Source organism: Komagataeibacter sucrofermentans DSM 15973, assembly GCF_040581405.1.
Taxonomy (GTDB): domain Bacteria; phylum Pseudomonadota; class Alphaproteobacteria; order Acetobacterales; family Acetobacteraceae; genus Komagataeibacter; species Komagataeibacter sucrofermentans.
Map to the genome: position 1 here is coordinate 1010407 of NZ_CP137157.1, position 17194 is coordinate 1027600.

16 protein-coding genes and 1 riboswitch are annotated in these 17194 nt (G+C 61.4%); of the genes, 10 read left to right on the forward strand and 6 right to left on the reverse strand.

Features of this window, described 5'->3' with window-relative positions; all coding sequences use genetic code 11:
• Positions 1-3 precede the first annotated feature (3 nt).
• Complete coding sequence (locus R5N89_RS04790; protein WP_110569226.1) at positions 4-1470, forward strand: glycosyltransferase family 39 protein; 1467 nt, start codon at positions 4-6, stop codon at positions 1468-1470.
• Positions 1471-1671: 201 nt separating this feature from the next.
• Here R5N89_RS04790 and R5N89_RS04795 read toward each other — a convergent pair whose 3' ends face one another.
• The 3 genes from R5N89_RS04795 to R5N89_RS04805 form a co-directional block, all read right to left on the reverse strand.
• Positions 1672-2022 carry a response regulator gene (locus R5N89_RS04795; protein WP_110569225.1) on the reverse strand — a complete coding sequence of 117 codons (351 nt, stop codon included), beginning with the start codon at positions 2020-2022 and terminating at the stop codon, positions 1672-1674.
• A complete protein-coding gene (locus tag R5N89_RS04800; protein ID WP_244192180.1) occupies positions 2019-2552 on the reverse strand; it encodes an NUDIX hydrolase in 534 nt (177 codons plus the stop codon). Before R5N89_RS04800 ends, R5N89_RS04795 begins: the two co-directional genes overlap by 4 nt.
• 77 nt (positions 2553-2629) lie before the next feature.
• Complete coding sequence (locus tag R5N89_RS04805) at positions 2630-3025, reverse strand: hypothetical protein (protein ID WP_244192179.1); 396 nt, start codon at positions 3023-3025, stop codon at positions 2630-2632.
• 168 nt (positions 3026-3193) lie between these two features.
• Between R5N89_RS04805 and guaA the strand changes: the two genes are divergently transcribed.
• On the forward strand, positions 3194-4795 hold the full coding sequence (guaA, locus tag R5N89_RS04810) for a glutamine-hydrolyzing GMP synthase (RefSeq protein ID WP_167400873.1): 1602 nt from the start codon (positions 3194-3196) through the stop codon (positions 4793-4795).
• Between the two features lie 212 nt (positions 4796-5007).
• Here the strand turns inward: guaA and R5N89_RS04815 are convergent, their stop codons facing one another.
• Positions 5008-5469: a hypothetical protein gene (locus R5N89_RS04815; protein WP_110569222.1), complete on the reverse strand. Its 462-nt coding sequence runs from the start codon at positions 5467-5469 to the stop codon at positions 5008-5010.
• Between the two features lie 462 nt (positions 5470-5931).
• Between R5N89_RS04815 and R5N89_RS04820 the strand changes: the two genes are divergently transcribed.
• The 3 genes from R5N89_RS04820 to shc all read left to right on the forward strand — a co-directional run bounded on the left by R5N89_RS04820 (position 5932) and on the right by shc (position 10139).
• Positions 5932-6996, forward strand: a complete 1065-nt coding sequence (locus R5N89_RS04820; RefSeq protein ID WP_110569221.1) for a hypothetical protein — start codon at positions 5932-5934, stop codon at positions 6994-6996.
• 438 nt (positions 6997-7434) lie between these two features.
• Complete coding sequence (locus R5N89_RS04825) at positions 7435-7992, forward strand: TetR/AcrR family transcriptional regulator (RefSeq protein ID WP_110569281.1); 558 nt, start codon at positions 7435-7437, stop codon at positions 7990-7992.
• 143 nt (positions 7993-8135) lie between these two features.
• Entirely contained in the window at positions 8136-10139 is a 2004-nt protein-coding gene (gene shc, locus R5N89_RS04830) for a squalene--hopene cyclase (RefSeq protein WP_244192190.1), read from the forward strand.
• 76 nt (positions 10140-10215) lie between these two features.
• Here the strand turns inward: shc and R5N89_RS04835 are convergent, their stop codons facing one another.
• Positions 10216-10782, reverse strand: coding sequence for a hypothetical protein (locus R5N89_RS04835; RefSeq protein ID WP_110569220.1), 567 nt, complete (start codon positions 10780-10782; stop codon positions 10216-10218).
• Positions 10783-10936: 154 nt separating this feature from the next.
• Between R5N89_RS04835 and R5N89_RS04840 the strand changes: the two genes are divergently transcribed.
• Positions 10937-11287: a hypothetical protein gene (locus tag R5N89_RS04840; protein WP_110569219.1), complete on the forward strand. Its 351-nt coding sequence runs from the start codon at positions 10937-10939 to the stop codon at positions 11285-11287.
• 106 nt (positions 11288-11393) lie between these two features.
• Here the strand turns inward: R5N89_RS04840 and R5N89_RS04845 are convergent, their stop codons facing one another.
• Positions 11394-12842: a phosphomannomutase gene (locus R5N89_RS04845; protein ID WP_208624693.1), complete on the reverse strand. Its 1449-nt coding sequence runs from the start codon at positions 12840-12842 to the stop codon at positions 11394-11396.
• Positions 12843-13005: 163 nt separating this feature from the next.
• Here R5N89_RS04845 and R5N89_RS04850 point away from each other — a divergent pair, with 163 nt between their 5' ends.
• The 4 genes from R5N89_RS04850 to R5N89_RS04865 all read left to right on the forward strand — a co-directional run bounded on the left by R5N89_RS04850 (position 13006) and on the right by R5N89_RS04865 (position 17176).
• Complete coding sequence (locus R5N89_RS04850) at positions 13006-13512, forward strand: hypothetical protein (RefSeq protein ID WP_208624690.1); 507 nt, start codon at positions 13006-13008, stop codon at positions 13510-13512.
• A gap of 96 nt (positions 13513-13608) precedes the next feature.
• A riboswitch (SAM-I-IV-variant riboswitch) is annotated at positions 13609-13716 on the forward strand.
• A 45-nt stretch (positions 13717-13761) separates the two neighbouring features.
• Positions 13762-14709 (forward strand): homoserine O-succinyltransferase, encoded by a 948-nt coding sequence (gene metA / locus R5N89_RS04855; protein ID WP_110569279.1) that lies wholly within the window; start codon positions 13762-13764, stop codon positions 14707-14709.
• 183 nt (positions 14710-14892) lie between these two features.
• Positions 14893-16053 (forward strand): hypothetical protein, encoded by a 1161-nt coding sequence (locus R5N89_RS04860; RefSeq protein ID WP_244192178.1) that lies wholly within the window; start codon positions 14893-14895, stop codon positions 16051-16053.
• A gap of 43 nt (positions 16054-16096) precedes the next feature.
• Positions 16097-17176 carry a glycosyltransferase family 4 protein gene (locus R5N89_RS04865; RefSeq protein WP_110569216.1) on the forward strand — a complete coding sequence of 360 codons (1080 nt, stop codon included), beginning with the start codon at positions 16097-16099 and terminating at the stop codon, positions 17174-17176.
• Positions 17177-17194 lie beyond the last annotated feature (18 nt).

Below are 17194 nucleotides of genomic sequence, written 5' to 3' on the forward strand. Positions count from 1 at the left end.
AGCGTGAGGGTGAAGGACAGCCCGCGCCCGTGGCTGTGCCTGCTTGGCCTGGTGGCCTGCCTGCGGCTGGTGGTGGCAGCGCTTCTGCCGCTTTCGCCCGATGAGGCCTATTACCGCATCTGGGCGCTGGCGCCTGCCGCAAGCTATCTTGACCACCCGCCCATGGTGGCTGTGTGGATCAGGCTGGGCATGGCGCTTGGTGGCGATGACCCGTTTGGCGTGAGGCTGGCGGGCGTGCTGGCGGGGGCGGGGATATCGTTTTTCCTGTTCAGGGCCGTGCGTGACCTGCTGCCGGGTGCGGCGCCTGTGCTGGCATGGCGGGCCTGCGCGCTGTTGCAGGCAACGCTTGTGCTGGCCATCCAGTCCGTTGTCATGACGCCGGACATGCCGGTGCTCTTTTTCCTGTCCGTGCTGCTCTGGGTCATGGGGCGCATCGTGGCCGGAGGGGGCGCGCGCTGGTGGCTGGCTGCCGGGCTCGTGGCCGGGCTTGCGTTTGATAGCAAATACACCGCCGTGCTGCCTGTGGCGGGCATTGGCCTGTGGTGGCTGGCTCAGAGCCTGTGGCGGCGCGTGCCGGGGCAGGGCAGGCATTGGGTCGCAATTGCAGGCGGGCTGGTTCTGGCCGTGCTGTGTGTCACTCCGGTACTGTGGTGGAATGAAACCCATGGCTGGGCCAGCTTTGCCCGGCAGGGTGGTCGCACGGCGGACTGGCACCCGGCAAAGGCCTTTCAGTTCCTGACCGAACTGCTGGCCGGGCAGGCGGGGCTGATGACGCCGGGCATTGCCGCGTTTTTCGTGTGGGGGCAGGTCCGTGCGTGGGGGCAGGCCCGTCAGGTGCCCGGTGCGGCCCTGCTGGCCTGTTTCGTGGCCGTGCCTGCGTGTGTGTTCGTGCAGCATGGCATAGGCGACCGGGTGCAGGCGAACTGGCCGGGGGTGATCTATCCGGGGCTGGCGGCGGCCACGGCGCTGGTGGGCTGGCGCTGGGGGCGTTGGGCGGTTGGTGGCGGCCTGCTGGTTGGCGCGCTGGTTTACGGGCAGGCGCTGTTTGCCCCGCTGCCCCTTTCTTCCCATACCGATGTGGCGCTGCGGCAGATGGCGGGGTGGCACAGGCTGGCGGCGGATATTAGCGCTGTGGCCAGGCCCGGCGAATTCGTAGCCGCGTGTGATTACGGCACGGCTGCGGAACTGGCCACGGTGCTGCCTGGCCGCATCGTGGTGGGCATTGAGCCGCGCTGGGCGCTGTTTAACCTGCCGCATGACGTGACGGGTGGGGGCATTATGGTCTGTAACCCGCGCCGCACGTTCGATGCAGGTGTCTTCGCCTCCATAGACAGCCTGGGCACGGTAACGCGCGGGCGCAAGGGGCGTGTGGCCGAGCCGGTCAGCCTGTATCGCGTGCAGTTGCGCGATGACCTGTCAGCCACCCAGCGCCAGACGATGGCGCGCCTGCCGGTAGTGGGCGGGGGATGAATGAAGATTTGTTTATATAAAATAAATATAGACGTTTTATTGTCTATTGCTTTCTATTTTATTTTAAACAGCGATTATAGGCAATTCTGAATATAATTAATAAAAGTTTTTGGGTGCCGCTTTTTCCAAAAAGGCGGCGTTCTCCAAAGCATTAAAAAAGCCTTACCAAAACGACGGGCGCGGCGTCGCGCTGCGGCAGCCTCAGTCAGCCACGGGCAATGCCTGCCGCACCTGTTCAAGCATGGCCTTCATGCGGAAGGGTTTTTCCAGCAGGGGCAGGGGGGCGTAGCGTGCCAGCCGGTCGGGGTCGCCGCTCATCACGATCACATGGCTGCCGCGTGCGCGGGCTGCAGCAATGAAGGCATCAGGTTCCCCATCAGGCAGGGTCAGGTCCACCAGCGCCAGGGCGCAGGGGCGGGTTTCAAGCTGGTGCATGGCCTCGGCCACGCTGGGGCATATGGTGGCGGTGATGCCGTCGCTTTCCAGCATGGTGGCGACGAGTTCGGCAATCATGGTCTCGTCTTCAACAATCAGGGCGGTGCGCGCGGTCATGACAGGAGGCTTTCGGCCCGATGGTGGGGGGCGGTATCGGTGGTCGTGCGGGTTTGCGGGGCCAGTGGCCACGGCGCGATGCCACGGGCTGACAGGGCCAGGGCACCGAGTTCGGGCAGGCCGGGGCTGAAGGTGGCCGGGCGGGCGTGCACCTGCTCAAGATCGAACCAGTCCACCGCATCCGCATCATCACCCGCATGGATGTCGGTCCAGCCATTGTCGTGGCATTTCACGGCCACGATCAGGTAGTGAAAGCGGATATGGCCCCTGCTGTCACGATCGATCAGGTCAAAGGCGGTCAGCGTGCCTTCGGCATGGGTGATGAAGCCGGTTTCCTCGCGCAGTTCGCGCGCGGCGGCCTCAAAGCAGGTTTCGCCATGCTCGATGCGCCCGCCGGGAAAGCCCCATAACCCCTGATCGGGCGGATTACGGCGGCGCACAAGCAGCATGCGCCCCTTGCGGACGATGATGGAAAGAACGGCCCCGGCCAGTGTCGTGTTATCGGACATAAACGGAATATATCGGATCATGGCCCCGCATCCATGCCTGTACGGGACCAGAGTGTTCCCGATTGCGTGAGCACGCCCGCGCGAGCGGTATGGCGGGCCTATCGTTTGAGCACGATATGCGCCCGGCAGCGCGGCGTGCCATAGATGCCAACGATGGTCTTGCCTTCGGGATGGGCCTCGAACACCATGGGGTAGGCAGCACCCGAGGGCTGCTGCAGCAGGACCTCGGCATGATAGTGGGCATATCCCTTTTCAGGCCGGCCCCGCAGCGGCACGGAGCCATCGGCGGGGGTGAAGGTGAGGGTTTTCGAGCCAACCTGAAAGGTGGAGGTATCGCGGGTTTCCTCGGTGCAGTTGCCCCTGTCGGCCACGAGCTGGCCGGTCCATAATCCTTTCGGGTCGTGCAGCGCATCGGCTGCGGCGGGGGGCGTAAAGGCAAGGACGCCGGCCAGGCCAAGGGCCACCACCGCTGGCCGCGCGAGGCATGCAATCATGAAAACGGACCTCTGGTTTGTGTTTCAGAACACGGCAGGCGACATGGGCCTGCCTCATGCCTTATATTGTGCTATCTGCGCCCGAAAGACTATCCCACCCTTGCACCGGGTCGCCCGCTCATGCTGGAAGCCCTGTGTATCGATAATGCCGCGACCGAAAGACACATGATGAACGACACCGTGAATACAGCCCCCCCATCGGCAGGACTTGATGAATCCCTGCATGAAGACCGGATCCTGATCCTGGATTTCGGCAGCCAGGTCACGCAGCTGATTGCCCGCCGCGTGCGCGAGAGCGGGGTGTATTGCGAAATCTGGCCGTATTCCAGCACGGCCGAGCGGATTCGGGCCTTTGCGCCCAAGGGCATCATCCTGTCAGGCAGCCCGGCCAGCGTGCTTGACGAGAATGCGCCGACCATCCCGCCGGTGGTGTTTGAACTGAACGTGCCGGTGCTGGGTATCTGCTACGGGCAGCAGGCCATGTGCCGCATGCTGGGCGGTAAGGTCGAATCATCCGAACATCGTGAATTCGGCCGTGCGCATATCGATATCATCAAGGACTGCGCGCTGTTTCGCGGCACATGGGCGCGCGGTGGGCGCGAGCAGGTGTGGATGAGCCATGGTGACCGCGTGACCGCGCTGCCGCCCGGCTTTCAGGCCGTGGCCGTGAGCGAAGGGGCGCCGTTCGCCATCATCGCCGATGAAGGGCGCAGGCTCTATGGCGTGCAGTTCCACCCTGAGGTGGTGCACACCCCGCATGGCGCGGCCCTGCTGCGCAACTTCACGCATGGCGTTGCGGGGTGCCGGGGCACCTGGACCATGGCGGGCTTCCGCGACATGGAGATCGCGCGCATCCGCCAGCAGGTTGGCAAGGGGCGGGTGATCTGCGGGCTTTCGGGGGGCGTTGATTCCTCGGTGGCCGCCGTGCTGATCCATCAGGCCATTGGCGACCAGCTGACCTGTATTTTCGTCGATCCGGGCATCCTGCGCGCGGGCGAGGCGGATGAGGTGATCCGCACCTTCCGTGACCGCTTCAACATCCACCTGATCCACCGCGATGCATCCGACCTGTTCCTCAACGCGCTTGAAGGGGTGAGCGACCCCGAAATCAAGCGCAAGACCATTGGCCGCCTGTTCATTGAGGTGTTCGAGGAGGAAGCCGCCAAGCTTGGCGGCGCCGAGTTCCTGGCGCAGGGCACGCTCTACCCCGATGTGATCGAGAGCGTGAGCTTTACTGGCGGCCCGTCGGTTACCATCAAGTCGCACCACAATGTTGGCGGCCTGCCCGAGCGGATGAAGATGCAGCTTGTCGAGCCGCTGCGCGAACTGTTCAAGGACGAAGTGCGCGAACTCGGCCGCGAAATGGATATTCCCGAAGCGATCGTGGGCCGCCACCCGTTCCCCGGCCCGGGGCTGGCGATCCGTATTCCCGGTGCCATCACGCGCGAGAAGCTGGCCCTGCTGCGTCGCGTTGATTCGATCTTCCTGGAGGAGATCCGCGCGGCTGGGCTGTATGACGCCATCTGGCAGGCCTTTGCCGTGCTGCTGCCCGTGCGCACCGTGGGTGTTATGGGCGATGGCCGCACCTATGATTACGCCTGCGCCCTGCGCGCCGTAACCAGCACGGATGGCATGACGGCGGATATCTATCCGTTTGACATGTCTTTCCTCAACCGTGTGGCCGGGCGTATTGTCAATGAAGTGCGGGGCGTGAACCGCGTGACGTATGACATTACGTCCAAACCGCCCGGAACGATTGAGTGGGAATGATGTTCGGGGCGGGCTGAATTCTCCCGTTCTCTCCCCGAAAACCAGCCTGACGGATATCGTCAGGCTGGCCGATCTGGAACCGTCATGGGCAGATGGACCTGTGACGGTATTTATGATCGGAAATGCTGCGATGCTTATGGCATGGTGCAGTTATATATTTTAAATACAAATTAAAGATAGAAACCGGCATTGCAGGCAAGTGGCCCGTTTTATTATTCAGCCGATCCTGGCTGTTCGATAATAATCCGCATGCCCCATGTTTTTCCGCCATCATTGGTCGTGAGTACAACCTGATAGGTTCCATTATTGGGGATTATGATATGGTCGAGTGGTGTATCGGTTGAGGGCCAGATGATGTTCTTGTCATCATAATGCTTCAATGACACCGTCATCGGCACAACAGGCGCTGCCGTGATCCCGCTTATGATGGCGGCTTTCTGTATATCTTTTGGCAGTAAGGTCTCGATTGCCCTTATATCGATATCGCCACCACGGTTGGAAGGCAGGCTCAGGATGGCGGAAATGCAGGTTTCGTATTCCTTGTAGCTCTCGCTTGTGCAGGGTGTCTGAACGGTTACGTTTGTCGGGGTTCCATCGGGAAGCTTCACGTCCGTTGCATACGCATGGCCAGTCAGCAGGAGCGCCGGAACAAAGGCAGAAAAGCTTTTACGCATGGGACGAGACACCTTACGGGAGATTTGAACAACGCTCACAATCCTGATTTATTACTCCAGATTATTGTCTCTGCACAGGAGGCGATGCGACCAGATCAGGTCGTTGATACACTATTTCATCATTACGTATGTTCCGTGAACATTGCTTTCATGTGCCGGGCAGGCGTGGGTTCATGTCAATTCAGTATAATTTACATGATTTTAATAATTTCGCACATTTCGCCATTCAGAATATCGCCCTGACTGCTGAGGGTTATATCATTGAAAATATTTATGAAATTATGGAAACATGATTTTTTCATTTTCGGATAAAAATCAATATAGTTACAATTCAAGAAAACCACATGCTAGCATGAGAAAATGTGTTTCAGTCATTTTATGAAGTCAGGTGCCCGTCAATCATCAAAAAGTAGTCAAGATTAATATAATACGTCGTATTGAGGGATGCAGGGTTCTGTTGTTATGAAAAAAATTACCGTGGTGCCGCTTATTTTATTGCTGAGCGGATGTTATGGTGTTGGCTCCCAAAGACTGGATCGCGATCAGCTTGATTATTCGCAGGCGTTGATTGGTTCTTCCAAACAGCAGACACTCCTTAACGTCGTTCGTTTGAGGTATGCCGATACGCCTGGCTTTCTGGATACGACCCAATTGATTTCCGGCTACCAGCTACAGCGTAATATTGCCATCGGGGTTGGTTCGGATTCCAATCCGATCAGGCCCGCAGGCACGATTGGTGCCCAGATACAGGAAAGCCCGACTTTTACATTCCAGCCCGTTACGGGTGATGCCTATGCGCAAAGTTTCCTGCGCCCGCTTCCTCCCGGGAGCCTGCTTCCCCTGGCCATGGGTGGGCTGCCCATAGATATTTTATTCCGCCTGTCTGTGCAGTCGGTTAATCTTATCAATAACGCAGGCGCCATAGGGGGTGATCTTGGAAGAGGTTCGCCTGAATTCTTTGAACTCATCTATGATCTCCGGCGGCTGCAGATTGCGGGCCTTTTAGGCATACAGCTTGAACATAGTGAAGAAATACCTGGCAAGACGCCAGCTTTTGACCGGGTATTTCTGACGGTCTCATCAACGACAGACCCCATTCTGGTCGAAGTTGTGAAGGCAACGCGGCAGTTTTTTGCAATGGGCCCCAATGACGAGCGTGTGGAAGTCATTTATGGCGCAGGAAAACCGCAACGTGGTCAGGTCAGGCTTCTCACGCGCACAATGCTGGGCGTTCTGGGGCAGATTGCCTATCAGATCGACGTTCCGCAGGAAGATATTGATTCGGGGCGAACCCTGCCCAAAATCATTCTGATCGGGCGCAATACAAAGCCGACTGTTTTTGTTCATGTCAGTAATGAACGACCAAAACTTTCCTTTGTATCAATAAAATACAATAATAAATTCTACTTTATATCAGATACTGATTATCCCAGCAAACTCGGGTTTACAATGTTGCAGATCCTGATGGAACTTTCCAAAACCACCAAAAATCCGGGTGCCGTGCTGACCATACCCGTAAATGGATAAATACTGTCGTTGTGAATGACATTAAAATACTGACTGGCACATTGCGTTTGTAAAATACTTTATGAGAACTGCTCAATAAAAGTTCTGCAAAGGACATTGCTTTTCAGCATGGTGGTAAAGCGTTCGTTTTTCCGCAACATGCAGCCCGGATGTAAAAGAAAGCGCGCATGGGGGCTATTCCAGGCACATCGTGGTGCGTGATGAATTCGTGCTGCGTCTGCCTGCAGGGTCTGATCCCTCCCGCGCATGGACCGGGGTGATGGGCATTATTGCTCCGTGATCGACATGACCTCGCTCACTGCAGCCTGACAGCCGTAAACGCTTCTGGCTGCCGCCCTTGCAAAGGCGGCATCAGTGGAAGGCGCGACCATGGCTTGCGGGGCAGGCCATTATGGTTTAATTCCATCCGGATGGAATGAAACTATGGAGACCCCGCGCATGGCGCGCCCGAGAACCATCGACCGTGACAGAGTGCTTGATTGTGTCGAACACCTCGTGCAGCGCGAAGGTGCTGCCGCCCTCACGCTCGATGCCGTGGCGCGCGAGGCCGGCATTACCAAGGGTGGCCTGCAATACTGCTTTGGCAGCAAGGATGACCTGATTACCGCCCTGATCGACCGCTGGATTGTGGTGTTTGATGCGCAGGTCAGCCAGAACATGCCCCCCGGGTCCGATGCCACCGATCGGGCGCGCGCCTATGTGGTGGTCGCCAGCCAGATCGATGAGGCCACGCAGGCCCGGATGGCGGGCATGCTCGTTACCCTCATGCAATCCCCCAAACATCTGCATCGGCTGCGGGCGTGGTATGCACGCTGGTTCAAAGTGTGTAATCCGGCCTCTGCCGTGGCGCGTCGGGCCCGCACGGCGCTTTTTGCCGCCGAGGGGGCATTTTTTCTACGCAGCACAGGGTTTATTGAAATGGATCAGGCGGAGTGGGAAACTGTCTTCGCTGATTTTGAGCAACTGGTCACGCCCCTGCGGGCCAGCACGGATTGACAAGGCCCCTGACTATTATATCGCCCACAGGTATGGATGAAATGAACAGCGAAAGTCGCCCTTCACGCAAGCAGGCCGGAACGCCCGGCTCCGACAAGACCGAATCCCGCCCCGATTCCGCTCTGGCGGCGGCTTTCAGGGGCATGGACAACAGCCTGACGCACACGATCTCATCCGCCTGCAAATGGCTGGTGGAGCAGCAGAAGCCCGATGGGCACTGGGTGGGGTCGGTGGCGTCAAACGCCTCGATGGAGGCCGAATGGTGCCTGGCCCTGTGGTTCCTTGGCCTTGAGGACCACCCGCTGCGCCCCCGTCTGGGCAAGGCTCTGCTGGAAATGCAGCGCGAGGATGGCTCATGGGGCATCTATTACGGCGCGGGCAATGGCGACATCAACGCCACCGTCGAATCTTACGCCGCCCTGCGCTCGCTGGGTTATGCCGCCGATGACCCCGCCCTGAGCCGGGCAGCCACATGGATCGCGAGCAAGGGCGGCCTGCGCAACGTGCGCGTGTTCACCCGCTACTGGCTGGCCCTGATCGGGGAATGGCCGTGGGAAAAGACGCCCAACCTGCCGCCGGAAATCATCTGGTTTCCCAACAAATTCGTGTTCTCCATATACAATTTCGCGCAGTGGGCGCGCGCAACCCTGGTGCCGCTGGCCATCCTGTCCGCGCGCCGTTCGTCACGCCCCCTGCGCCCGCAGGACCGGCTTGATGCGCTCTTTCCCGCAGGGCGCGAGAATTTTGATTACGAACTGCCCCCGCGTGACGGGCAGGATCTGTGGGCCACCTTCTTCCGCAAGACCGATCGCGCGCTGCACTGGCTGCAGACGAAATTCCTCAAGCGCAACACCATGCGCGAGGCCGCGATCCGCCACATGCTGGAATGGATCATCCGCCATCAGGATGCCGATGGCGGCTGGGGCGGCATCCAGCCGCCATGGGTCTATGGCCTGATGGCGCTGCATGGCGAGGACTATCAGTTCCATCACCCCGTCATGGCCAAGGGTCTGGCAGCGCTGGATGATCCCGGCTGGCGTTATGACCGGGGCGATGCAAGCTGGGTGCAGGCCACCAACAGCCCGGTATGGGATACCATGCTGGCGCTGATGGCCCTGCATGATGCCGATGCCGAGACCGATTTCAGCCCCGAGATGGACAAGGCGCTGGGCTGGCTGCTCGAGCGCCAGGTGCGGGTAAAGGGCGACTGGTCCGTCAAGCTGCCCGATCTGGAACCCGGCGGCTGGGCGTTTGAATACGCCAATGACCGCTACCCTGATACCGATGACACCGCCGTGGCCCTGATCGCGCTGGCTGCCTGCCGCGACCGGGAGGAATGGAAGAGCCGGGGCGTGGAGGCCGCCATCACTCGCGGCGTGAACTGGCTCGTGGGCATGCAGAGCACCTGCGGCGGCTGGGGCGCGTTTGACAAGGACAACAACCGCGCATTGCTCTCCAAGATCCCGTTCTGTGATTTTGGCGAGGCCCTCGACCCGCCCTCCGTTGATGTCACGGCGCATGTGCTCGAGGCCTTTGGCGTGCTGGGCCTGCCGCGCGACATGCCCGCACTCCAGCGTGGGCTGGCCTATATCCGCGCCGAGCAGGAAGCCGATGGCCCGTGGTTTGGCCGCTGGGGCGTTAATTACCTGTATGGCACAGGTGCCGTGCTGCCCGCCCTTGCCGCCATTGGCGAGGACATGACCCAGCCCTACATCGCCAAGGCCTGTGACTGGCTTGTGGCCCACCAGCAGGAAAATGGCGGCTGGGGCGAAAGCTGCGCATCCTACATGGAGATTGCCTCCATCGGGCGCGGGCCGACCACGCCATCCCAGACCGCCTGGGCGCTGATGGGGCTGATCGCGGCCAACCGCAAGCAGGACCATGAGGCCATCGTGCGCGGCTGCCGCTACCTGATCGACCTGCAGCAGGCCGATGGCCACTGGGATGAGAAGGAGTTCACCGGCACCGGCTTCCCCGGTTACGGCGTGGGGCAGACCATCAAGCTTGATGACCCGGCCCTGACAAGCCGCCTGCAGCAGGGCGCGGAACTCTCGCGGGCGTTCATGCTGCGCTATGACCTGTACCGGCAGCTCTTCCCCATCATGGCGCTGAGCCGTGCCGGGCGCATCCTTAAAAGCAGCACCTGAAACAGGGGGCAGGCGTGTTGTTCAATGCGCCTGCCCATAGCCTTTTTTCAAAAAAGGCGGGGTCCCCGAATACCCGTTATTTTTGCGTCTCATCTTTCCCGGGGGTGGCGGGGCTGGCTTCGATCTGTAGCGGCTGGGCTTTCATGGCATCAGCCGCAGGCACGCCGTTGAGGCGTATGGCCGCGATCTTGCGCAGGATCGGCTCCTTGGCGCGTGACAGGGCTGCTGTCAGCAGCCTGTCCATGCCGGTCTTGCGCAGGACAATCTGGGCATGAGGCGGCAGGTGCGCAATGACCAGATCGGCAAATCGGGCGATGATCAGTTCATCGGCCAGAATATCAAACGCGGCGGACGAGGCGACCTGCCGGATGGTCTGCTCGATCAGCGGACCATATTTTTCCAGCAGTTCGGAATCCCTGATGGACAGGGTCTTGTCCCGCAGCCACTGGATCTTCTCCTGTGATGCATCGCTTCTGTAATAGTCTTTCACCCCTTCCTTGACCTTGCCCGTTCTCTCGGCCACCGAAGCGAGCTTTGATTTCAGCCATCCCTTTTTGCCGCCATTTTCAGGGGGCAGGGGGGCATCGTCACCTTCCGGGCCACTCCGCGCGGCGTCAGTGTGTTCCTGGTCTGCTGTCATCATATTCTCCGACCGGGCGCTGCCATTTTGGGCACGGGTCTTGATAAAGGATGGCCAATGCCTGTCGGGCGGTCAGATGTAAAGCCAGGTTTATTGACATCCATGGGTACCTTTATCATAAGCACGGCCTCAATTCCTGCCCGTGAAAGAACTTTGCATGCGTTTTTCAGTTAAATCCCTGCGTTCAGGCCTGGTACTGTTTCCCGTGCTGGCGCTGACAGCCTGTGGCGGCCCTTCGACGGGCGACATACAGGCGGCTGTGGACAAGAGCATGAAACAGGAACTGGAGCAGGCAAACCACCTCAGCATGGAACTGATCGGGCGGCCCAACCCGCTCGTTTCACAGAACCCGCAGGTCAAGGTTGTTGATAGCGATTGCCACACGCAGGCGGGCGATGATTCCATCTACACCTGCAAGGTCACGCTCAAGAACGCTGAAGGCAACGTGCGCGAGGCGACCCTGCTGATGAAGAAAGTCGAGGGTGAATGGCTTGTTCTGCACAACTGAATAAGGTTTTTTGGAAGTAATGAAAGTTTTTCGAAGCTGACGATCCCTGACGCCCGGGGTCGGAAGCCCTCGGGCGGATGGCTTCAATCCTGCCCGGGCCCCGTGCTCAGCGCCATGCGCTGACGGCTTCAAGCCCCGTGCGCAACAGTTGCGCCGCCCGTTCGGGGCTGGCGGCCTCTACATACACGCGCAGTTCCGGCGCATTGCCTGACGGGCGGAGGTGAATGACCTCGCTGTCCGCAAAGGTCATGCGCAGGCCATCGGTTTCATCCACATGGGCCAGCGGGCCGCAGGCTCCGGTCAGACCCAGCGCGTCGGCCCCCTGTGCCGGGTTGCGGCGCAGGGCGGCAATATGGGCGGCACTCTGCTCGGTGGGCATGTCCTTCAGCCGGTCGCTCAGCGTAAAGCGGCGGGGCAGGGAGGCGACAAGCCCGGCAAGGTCGGTGCCCGTCTCGCGCGCGGCCACGAGCGCGCAGATCATGGGCAGCACGGAATCCCGCGTGGGCAGGGCCGCCAGCGTGCGCTCCCCGCGCGTGACCGGGCTTGCCAGCAGGAAGCCGCCATTGGCTTCATATCCGACCGAGGGTTCATGCCCATCGTGTGCTGCCTGCGTCATGGCCGCGACCACGTAGGGCGAGCCGATGCGCGTGCGCTGCACCGTATGGGCAAAGCCTGCCTGTTCCAGCGCCGTGTTGCTGCTGACCGGGGTGGCCACGGCACGGGCGGCCAGAAACCGCGCGGCCAGAATGCCCAGCACGTCGCCGCGCAGCCAGGCGCCGTGCCGGTCGGCCAGCAGCGGGCGGTCGGAATCACCATCGGTGGTCAGGATGCCGTCCAGCGTGCCATCGGCAGCCCACTCCCGCGCGAGGGTGGCATCCTCGGGGCGGACGGCTTCGGTATCGACGGGGATGAAGCTGTCCATGCGGCCGAGGGGCACGGCGGTGGCGCCAAGGGCCTCGACAATCTGCACCAGCACGTCGCGCCCCACGGCAGAATGCTGGTAAATGCCCAGTTTCAGCCTCGCCAGCGCATCGGCGCCAAAGAAATCACGGTAACGGGCCACGAAGCCGGGCACCACATCTGTCACGGGTGGCAGGTCGGGTGGGGCGGTCAGCGTGCCTTCGGCATCGAACCAGCCTTCGGGCAGGCTCACGTCAAGCGCGCGCATTGCTGCCTCGTCAGGCTTGAGGAACTCGCCGCGCGCGCGGTTGAACTTGATGCCGTTGCGATCGGCCGGGATATGGCTGCCCGTAACCATGAGCGAGGGCATGCCGTGCGCAAATGCGTGCAGGCACAAAGCCGGTGTGGGCACGTAACCGCAAAAGACCGGCACGCCATGCATGTAACGGATCGCGGCGGCACAGGCGCGCAGGATGCGCGGCGTACTCGGGCGCAGGTCCCCCGCCACGGCCACGGCAGCACCCGGCGCGAACTCGCCGAGGCTGGCCAGATGCCGCAGATAGCCCACCGTGTAGGCGAAGCAGACCGAATCCTTCATCGCGCTGACAAGGCCGCGCGCGCCGCTCGTTCCAAACGCGACACCGGAATGCTGCATCCACTGGGCTATCTTCATGGGTTCTTTCTCGCTTCTGGCCAATCCTGCGCGGACTTTCGCGCCTGCCTGCCGACAACGCAGGCGCGTGGACAGGCGTTTATACAAACAATCGTGCCCGATCGAAGTCCCGCATCCGCCACGCGGGCCAGCGTGGGGCAGGGGCGTGGCGCAAATAAGGCGGGCCGCCTGCCTGGAGGCGGCAGGCTGGCCTAGGCAGGCAAGCATTGCGGTCAATGTCTCGCCCCCCGCGCGTTTTCTGAGCATTGTGGAAGGGGCGCTGGCAGGCTCCGGCCTTGCGCCCGCGTGGCTTGAGGTCGAGATTACCGAAAGCATTTTCGTGCAGAGCAGCGCGGCCAACCGCGACATCGTGCCTGATGATGCGGCACCGGCTATTCCTCGCCGGGCTACCTGTGCCCGTTTTGCTTCCAGAAAATCAGGATCGACCGCGTCTTTGTGCACGAACCGCCCGGGCGCGGGTTCGCGGGCATCCATCCGCAGTATCATCAGCCTGGCGCAGGGCATGAACATTCCCATCACGGTGGACGCACCTCAACGCGTTTGGCTGCAATCAGGTGCAGGGCGGCCTGCCCGGTCGCCCACAGCCATCGGAGAGGGGCCGCCAGAGCATCCTGACCCATGCCTGAACGCTGTTGCTGCTGGCCATATCTGAAAATGCACGGCTGTCGCTGATGGAAACGTGAGCCACGCCGCGTGTCGTGCCGGTGCGTATGGTCTTGCAATCGTAACAGAAAACACGTAAAAGCGCGGCCTGCATCAGGAGTTGGGGCGACGCCCAACGCCAACCTGCCGTGCCGGGCAAGGTGGCGCTCCCGCAAGGGGGGATGTGGCCAGGCCGGCAACAAAACGGATCATGCCACGTAGCGCGTCATGCCCCTCGTAATTGAGGATGGACGCGGCAATGCCCATAAGAATACCCGATGATCTCCCCGCCCGCGGCACGCTTGAAGCCGAAGGCGTGATGGTGATGGGCGAGACCGACGCCATACGGCAGGATATCCGCCCGCTGCGCATCGGGCTGCTCAACCTCATGCCCAACAAGATCCGCACCGAGACCCAGATCGCCCGCCTTATCGGCGCAACGCCGCTGCAGGTCGAACTCACGCTGGTGCGCATGAGCGGGCATGTGCCGCGCAATGCTTCAGCCAGTCACATGACCTCGTTTTACCGGGCGTGGGAGGATGTGCGCAACGCGCGGTTCGATGGCTTCATCATCACCGGCGCCCCCGTCGAGCGCCTGCCCTTTGCCGAGGTGACCTACTGGGATGAACTGCGCCGCGTGTTCGACTGGACCCTGACCAACGTGCACCGATGTTTCAACATCTGCTGGGCAGCCCAGGCCGCGGTGCACCACTTTCATGGCATGCCCAAGCACGCGCTCGCCCGCAAGGCGTTCGGGGTGTATGACCACCGCATCCTCGCCCCGACCTCGCCCTACCTGCTCGGCTTTGCCGATGACCTGTCCATTCCCGTCTCGCGCTGGACGGAGGTGCGGCGCGCCGACCTGCCACGCAACACCGACATGACCGTTCTGGCCGAAAGCCCCGAGACCGGCCTGTGCCTGCTTGATGATCCGCGGCACCATGCGCTGCACATGTTCAACCACCTTGAATATGATTCCACCTCGCTGGCGGATGAATATTTCCGCGATCGCGAGAGGGGGCTCGATATTGCGGTGCCGCACAACTACTTCCCCCATGATGACCCGGCCCTGCGCCCCATCAATCGCTGGCGCGCGCATGCGCACCTGCTGGCAGGCAACTGGATCAACCAGATATACCAGACCACCCCCTTCAATATTGCGCGGATCGGGCATGAAAGCCGCGGTCCCGTCCTGGCCTGCGCCTGACAGTAAACGGATATGTGATGGGGTCATGCCTGTTCGCGCAAACGTCAGGCAATCAGCGCAATGGCGGGAGGATGGGGTATTCTCTCCTGTCGGCGGAGGTGCTAAAAAACGGTCAAGGCCATGATCAACGGCTATTTATTGCGGTAAAAAACCGACATAGTTACAGGCATGGCATTGCATGGCATGAAGATCGGCTTTCTGTTCAACCACGACTGTATCCACCAGGTTTCGCACACGGCCCCCATCATCTGCCAGCTCGTCGCATTGGGGCAGGATGTGACGGTCATTACCTCATCGGTGGAGCAGGAGGCGCATGTGCGCCGCACGGTGGCCGCGTGTGCGCAGAATGTCACCTTCGTCCGCATCGACATCAGCCTGCTCGCGCGTGCCGTCAACGTGGTGGCCCGTTCCTTCCTGCCTTTCCGCCGCATTGCCAACCTGCGCGAGAATGTGCGCCTGTTCTCCCGCTTTGACGCGTTAGTGGTGCCCGAGACCACATCCGCCCTGCTCAAGAGCCATTTCCGGCTCGATATCAAGCTGATCTATTTCCCCCACGGTGCGGGCGACCGCTCCATCGGGTTTCGGGATGTGACGCGGTTTTTCGATCTGGTGCTGCTGCCCGGTGAAAAGACGCGCGAGCGCATGCAGGCCAGCCGCCTCATCCGGCCTGATGCACATTCCGTGGTCGGCTACCCCAAATTCGATATTGTTGACCTGTCCAGACGCCGCCGGTTCTTTGATAATGACCGCCCGACCGTGCTGTACAACCCGCATTTCGATCCCGTCCTGTCCTCATGGTGGGACATGGGGCTTGAGGTGCTTGACTGGTTTGCGCGGCAGGATGACTACAACCTGATCTTCGCGCCCCATGTCATGCTGTTCCGGCGCAACCTGCATACATCGGTCGAGCACCGCAGGCTGCGGCTGCGGCGGATGATACCGCAGAAGATCCGCAATCTCTCGCATATCCTGATCGATACCGGCAGCGCCAACTCGGTCGACATGTCCTATGTGCGCGGGGCTGATATTTACCTCGGCGATGTCAGCAGCCAGATCTATGAATGGATCTACCGGCCGCGGCCGTGCATCTTTCTCAATTCGCACGGGGCGCGGTGGCGGGATAATCCCAACTATGCCCACTGGAACATGGGGCAGGTGATCGACCGGGTGGATGAACTGCCCCATGCCCTTGCCGTGGCGCAGGCGCAGCAGGAACTTTATGCGCCACGCCAGCAGGAGGCATTTGCCGCCACCTTCCATACCGTGCCCAACGAGAGCGCTGCCAGCCGCGCCGCCCGGGACATTGTGTATTTCCTCTCGCATGGTAAAACAGCCGCCGCCTGAAAGCTGAGAGAACCCATGACCATCGGTGTGGGGGGAGAGGGTCATGCGGATCGCCTATGTCATCAACACGTTCGAGGGTGGTGGCGCTGCCCTGCCCATACCCGATATCGTGGAGGTATGCCGCGCAAACGGGCACAGTGTTGATGTCGCTGCGCTCTCCCCGCGCAATGGCCGCGCCATGCCAGCCCTGCGCAAGGCCGGGCTGACACCGGTCGTGCTGGCCGAGGATACGTCATCCCCCGCGCTGATGCTGCACCGGCTTGATGCCTGGGTGCGGCAGGTGCAGCCGACCCATATCTGGACATCGCTGACTCGCGCGACCCTGCTCGGGCAGCTTGTGGGGCTGCGCCAGGGCATTCCGGTGGTGAGCTGGCAGCACAATGCGTTTCTCAAGCCAGCCAACCTTGCGCTGCTGCGGCTGATGAAAAACCGCAGCCGGTTGTGGGTGGGCGATTCAGGCTACGTGACCGAACTGACACGCCAGCGCCTTGGCCTGCCCGCAGATCGGGTGATGTCATGGCCCATCTTCCGCATTGATCCTGATCTCGCACCCGCAGCCCCGTGGCGCGCGGGCGAGGTGGTGCGGATCGGCTCGCTGGGGCGGCTTGATCCGTCCAAGGGGTATGACGTGCTGTTCCGCGCGCTGCTGGCCCTGCGTGACGTGCCAGGCCTGCCGCCCTACAGCGTCACCATAGGCGGCGAGGGGGCGGAACATGCGCGGCTGCTGGGTTTCTGCCAGCGCCATGGGCTGGATCAGGTGCATTTCGCGGGTTATGTCGAGGATACGGCAGCCTTCCTGCGCGGCTGCCACCTTTATGTCCAGCCATCGCGGCAGGAAGGGTTCTGCATCGCCGCCCACGAGGCCATGAACATGGGCCTGCCGGTGCTGGGCAGCACCGTGGGCGAGATGACGCATTCCATTACGGAAGGGGTCAGCGGCTGGCACGTCCGCCCCCGTCGCCCGCATGAACTGGCTGGCAAGCTCGAACAGGCCCTGCGCCAGCCCGAGCGGCTGGCCGACATGGGGCAGGCGGCACGGGCCTATGTGGCGCAGCATTTCAGCCCGGCGGCCTTCATGCAGGCAGGGAGCGCGGTGCTGCAGCGCATGGCGGCGCTGGCGTAGCGCCGTCACCTGATTCTG

Excerpts from the sequence above, each read along its gene's own strand:
- R5N89_RS04795 (WP_110569225.1), bottom strand. The coding sequence starts at position 2,022 with ATGACCGCGCGCACCGCCCTGATTGTTGAAGACGAGACCATGATTGCC.
- R5N89_RS04800 (WP_244192180.1), bottom strand. The coding sequence starts at position 2,552 with ATGATCCGATATATTCCGTTTATGTCCGATAACACGACACTGGCCGGG.
- R5N89_RS04805 (WP_244192179.1), bottom strand. The coding sequence starts at position 3,025 with ATGATTGCATGCCTCGCGCGGCCAGCGGTGGTGGCCCTTGGCCTGGCC.
- guaA (WP_167400873.1), top strand. The coding sequence starts at position 3,194 with ATGAACGACACCGTGAATACAGCCCCCCCATCGGCAGGACTTGATGAA.
- R5N89_RS04815 (WP_110569222.1), bottom strand. The coding sequence starts at position 5,469 with ATGCGTAAAAGCTTTTCTGCCTTTGTTCCGGCGCTCCTGCTGACTGGC.
- R5N89_RS04820 (WP_110569221.1), top strand. The coding sequence starts at position 5,932 with ATGAAAAAAATTACCGTGGTGCCGCTTATTTTATTGCTGAGCGGATGT.
- R5N89_RS04825 (WP_110569281.1), top strand. The coding sequence starts at position 7,435 with ATGGCGCGCCCGAGAACCATCGACCGTGACAGAGTGCTTGATTGTGTC.
- shc (WP_244192190.1), top strand. The coding sequence starts at position 8,136 with ATGGACAACAGCCTGACGCACACGATCTCATCCGCCTGCAAATGGCTG.
- R5N89_RS04835 (WP_110569220.1), bottom strand. The coding sequence starts at position 10,782 with ATGATGACAGCAGACCAGGAACACACTGACGCCGCGCGGAGTGGCCCG.
- R5N89_RS04840 (WP_110569219.1), top strand. The coding sequence starts at position 10,937 with ATGCGTTTTTCAGTTAAATCCCTGCGTTCAGGCCTGGTACTGTTTCCC.
- R5N89_RS04845 (WP_208624693.1), bottom strand. The coding sequence starts at position 12,842 with ATGCAGCATTCCGGTGTCGCGTTTGGAACGAGCGGCGCGCGCGGCCTT.
- metA (WP_110569279.1), top strand. The coding sequence starts at position 13,762 with ATGCCCATAAGAATACCCGATGATCTCCCCGCCCGCGGCACGCTTGAA.
- R5N89_RS04860 (WP_244192178.1), top strand. The coding sequence starts at position 14,893 with ATGAAGATCGGCTTTCTGTTCAACCACGACTGTATCCACCAGGTTTCG.
- R5N89_RS04865 (WP_110569216.1), top strand. The coding sequence starts at position 16,097 with ATGCGGATCGCCTATGTCATCAACACGTTCGAGGGTGGTGGCGCTGCC.